At 63.7% G+C, this 3793-nt stretch carries 4 protein-coding genes; all 4 read left to right on the forward strand.

The annotated features are described in order from the left end of the window. Window positions 1–227 precede the first annotated feature (227 nt). The 4 genes from PVW46_RS22580 to hisH all read left to right on the forward strand — a co-directional run bounded on the left by PVW46_RS22580 (window position 228) and on the right by hisH (window position 3733). Complete coding sequence (locus PVW46_RS22580; protein WP_069209957.1) at window positions 228–1277, forward strand: COG3904 family protein; 1050 nt, start codon at window positions 228–230, stop codon at window positions 1275–1277. A 90-nt stretch (window positions 1278–1367) separates the two neighbouring features. After that, window positions 1368–2405 carry a COG3904 family protein gene (locus PVW46_RS22585; protein WP_069209958.1) on the forward strand — a complete coding sequence of 346 codons (1038 nt, stop codon included), beginning with the start codon at window positions 1368–1370 and terminating at the stop codon, window positions 2403–2405. Between the two features lie 65 nt (window positions 2406–2470). Further along, window positions 2471–3058 (forward strand): imidazoleglycerol-phosphate dehydratase HisB, encoded by a 588-nt coding sequence (gene hisB, locus PVW46_RS22590; RefSeq protein WP_069209959.1) that lies wholly within the window; start codon window positions 2471–2473, stop codon window positions 3056–3058. A 39-nt stretch (window positions 3059–3097) separates the two neighbouring features. Beyond that, window positions 3098–3733: an imidazole glycerol phosphate synthase subunit HisH gene (hisH, locus tag PVW46_RS22595; protein ID WP_043144186.1), complete on the forward strand. Its 636-nt coding sequence runs from the start codon at window positions 3098–3100 to the stop codon at window positions 3731–3733. Window positions 3734–3793 lie beyond the last annotated feature (60 nt).

Here is a 3793-nt window from a genome sequence, read left to right on the forward strand (position 1 = left end):
CGGGCGTTCGAATCGCCTCGCCCGCTCCATCTGTCACTCTCTTCTGAATTGGAAATCCCAGCCCCGCATCCCACCTGCGGTGCAACGCGCCATAGATATCCCTCAGGGAATTGCCCGCAACCCTGTCGACGCTGAAGCTGTCCGCACCTGAAACACTTGCGCCATCAGTGGTTTACATGTCGCGCGACGCTGGTTAGCGTCACAAGGTTCGTTCTAGGGGTATCGTGATGAAGGTAATTTTCCTGGCTGTCGTTCTTGGCACCTGCGCGCTCACTGCCGGTGCAGATCCCATGCGCTTTGAAAAACGCTGGTTGGGCGGAAACTGCATCAGTTGCGCGTGGACCTCTGCCGAGGGGGAAATCACCGAGGAGACGCCAGAGGCGTTCCGGACGTATCTCCGGGAAAACGGCATTGGCTACAGTCTCAACCTGGATTCCCCCGGCGGCAATCTCGGCGCCGCCATCGCCTTGGGGCGTTTGTTCCGCGAAGAGGGCATTCACACAACCGTCGGTCGCAGCGCGCCCATGCCGGACATGCCGCAATATGACCAGCGGATCGACGGCGGCACATGCGAATCCGCCTGTGTCTTTGCCCTGATCGGCGGAACCAGCCGCCAGGCAGACAGCGGCGAACTGGGCGTGCACCAGTTCCACAGCCCCGATGGCAGCAACATCCCGACCGCCGCCACGCAGCAGATCATGGGCCAGCTTGTCCTCTACCTGATCGAGATGGGGGTCAGCGCGGAACTCTTGACCCTGGCCAGCAAGATCCCGGGAGACCAGATGCACTATCTGTCCGAGCCGGAACTAGCGCGCCTCGGCATCAGCACGGAAAGCAGCCGTTCGCCTCTCCGTCTCGAAACCGGGGATGGGGGGCTTGTGGCCCGCTGGGACTCCCTTGGCTCGGACGGCCATCTCGACAGGGCCTATAGCCTGCGATGTTCGCGTGGGCATTCGGGCTGGTTGCTCTCGGTCCTCGATACGGGAATCCGTGCAAACAACGGCGTGCCCGACCGGCAAAAAGGGGCACCGGACATGCAGGTCGCCCTGGGGGGCACGGCCTACCCGATGCCTTTTGACACTGTCATCGAACTGGGTCCCCGAGGAGACGACTATTTCCTCACGGTCCGCCTGCCCGCCGATCTGCATCGCCACGTCGGCAAAGACCTTCGCTTCCAGACCAACCGGATGACTAATTTCAAATACGTTCTCTCGGCGCAGGGAACCGTCCCGGACAAGACGACGCTGGATGTTCTCACCCGCGCTTGTGGGGACTGACGGACGCGCCTCGACAGTACCTGCCATCAGAAGTTTACAGCGCACCCGACGCTGATTAACGTCAGCGCGATTTCGACACCCGGAGTTTCCATGATGCGTTTCCTTCTTGCCACCGCCCTCTGCTTTGCGGCCGCCACCGCCACTTCCGAACCGATGACCTTCAAGCGGGCCTCCAGCGGCGGAATGTGCGTCGGCTGCACCTGGGTCGCCGCCGCAGGAGAGATCACCGCCGATACCCCCGATGCCTTTCGCGCCTTTCTCGAAGAGACCGGGGTCGAAGGTCACATCGAGCTTGATTCACCGGGTGGGAACCTTGGCGCGGCCATCGCATTGGGGCGACTGTTCAGGGACCACGGTCTGACGGTCAGCGTCGGTCGCACTCAAATTGTTGACGGCTTTGCCGAAACCCTACAGGGCGAAGGCACCTGCGAATCCGCCTGCACCTTTGCCCTGCTCGGCGGGCAGGAACGCTGGGTCGAGCCCGGTCAGCTGGCCGTGCACCAGTTCTACGCCCCGGAGGGACAGAACCTGCCCACGTCGGCCACGCAGCAGATCATGGGACAGATCGTGCTCTACCTGCTCGAAATGGGCATCAGCGCAGAGCTTTTGACCCTGGCCAGCCAGGTGCCTCCCGGCGGCATGCACTTTCTCGATGCGGCGGAACTGGATCGCCTGCGCATCGCCTCAGTGCCTCGGGACACACGCCGCGTCGAAGTCGCTGAGGGCGGGCTTGTGCTGCGTTGGGAGAGCCTGTTCGACAGCGGCGCGCCGGAAAAGGAATTCACCCTGCGCTGTTCGCACGAACAGGAGGGCTGGCTGCTGACCATCCGCGACCACTCGGCGCAAGAGTACATCTATTATTTCGACCCGGCCAAGGCGGACGACATGACTCTGACTATCGGTGAAGAAAGGATTCCCATGTGGCAGGCGCACCATATCGCCAGCGGCGTCGAGGATGACATATACTGGATGACCCTGGGCCTGCCAATCAACCCGAAGGACCACACCGGCAAGCGTTTCTTCTTTGAAAGCAACGACCTGCCCCGCGAACGCGGCGTGTTGTCCGGAGGAGGTCAGTTCCCCGACGCCGCCACGCTGGACGCGATGCTGCGCGCCTGTGGGGACTGAGCGCCCTCCCCCTTTGACGCCGCCGCCGCCATGCCTATAAGGGGCCGACTTCAGGGGACAAGATGATGCGCACCGCCAAGATCACCCGCAAGACCGCCGAGACCGAGATCAGTGTCGAGGTCAACCTCGACGGGACCGGCACCTATGACAATGAAACCGGCGTCGGTTTCTTCGACCACATGCTGGACCAGCTTTCGCGCCACGCGCTGATCGACATGACTGTACGGGCCAAGGGCGACCTGCATGTGGACGATCACCACACGGTCGAGGACGTGGGCATCGCCCTGGGCCAGGCGCTGACCCAGGCGATGGGCGACAAGACGGGCATCGTGCGCTACGGCTCCTGCCTGCTGCCGATGGACGATGCGCTGGTCCGCGCCGCGCTGGACCTGTCCGCGCGCCCCTTCCTGGTCTGGAACCTGGACCTGCCCAGCCAGAAGATCGGCACTTTCGACACCGAACTGGTGCGCGAGTTCTTCCAGGCGCTCAGCACGCACGGCGGCATCACCCTGCACATCGACGGCCTGCACGGCGTCAACAGCCACCACATCACGGAGGCCGCCTTCAAGGCCGTGGCGCGCGCCCTGCGCGACGCGCTGGAAACCGATCCGCGCAAGGCGGATGCGGTGCCCTCGACCAAGGGCGCGCTCTAGCCTGCCCCCCGAAACGATCCGCTGACCAAGGAGGCCGCGATGCTGACGGCAATCATCGACTACGAAAGCGGCAACCTGCATTCCGCCGAAAAGGCGTTTCAGAAGATGGCGCTGGAAACCGGGGCGGGCGAGGTGCGCGTCACCGACGACCCCGACGTGGTGGCGCGGGCCGATCGCATCGTGCTGCCCGGCGATGGCGCCTTTCCCGCCTGTGCCTCGGCGCTGCGCAACTCGGGCTGTTTCGAGGCGATGATCGAAGCGGTGGAAACCCGCGGGCGGCCCTTCCTCGGCATCTGCGTGGGCATGCAGCTGATGGCACGAGTCGGCCATGAATACGCCGAGACGCCGGGCCTGGGCTGGATCGATGGCGAGGTCGAGGTGATTGCACCGACCGACAAGACGCTGAAGGTCCCGCACATGGGCTGGAACGACCTGGTGATCGACAATCCGCACCCGGTGCTGGACGGGATCGCCACCGGCGAACACGCCTATTTCGTGCATTCCTACCAGATGCGCCTGAACGACCCGGCACAGCGGGTCGCCCATGTCGACTATGGTGGCGATGTCACCGCCATCGTGGCGCGCGACACCATGATCGGCCTGCAGTTCCACCCGGAGAAAAGCGCCGGGGCCGGACTGCGCATGATTGCAAACTTCCTGACCTGGCAACCCTGAACACGCCTTCCTGGCCCCTGCCTGGTCGGAACGGCTTCTTTGGTTTGAAAAATACCTCGG

The organism is Mameliella sp. AT18 (assembly GCF_028807275.1).
In the GTDB taxonomy this organism is placed as follows: Bacteria; Pseudomonadota; Alphaproteobacteria; order Rhodobacterales; family Rhodobacteraceae; genus Antarctobacter; species Antarctobacter albus.

What these genes read in the sequence shown, in the direction of transcription:
- PVW46_RS22585 (WP_069209958.1), top strand. Translation starts at nt 1,368, where the DNA reads ATGATGCGTTTCCTTCTTGCCACCGCCCTCTGCTTTGCGGCCGCCACC.
- hisB (WP_069209959.1), top strand. Translation starts at nt 2,471, where the DNA reads ATGCGCACCGCCAAGATCACCCGCAAGACCGCCGAGACCGAGATCAGT.
- hisH (WP_043144186.1), top strand. Translation starts at nt 3,098, where the DNA reads ATGCTGACGGCAATCATCGACTACGAAAGCGGCAACCTGCATTCCGCC.
- PVW46_RS22580 (WP_069209957.1), top strand. Translation starts at nt 228, where the DNA reads ATGAAGGTAATTTTCCTGGCTGTCGTTCTTGGCACCTGCGCGCTCACT.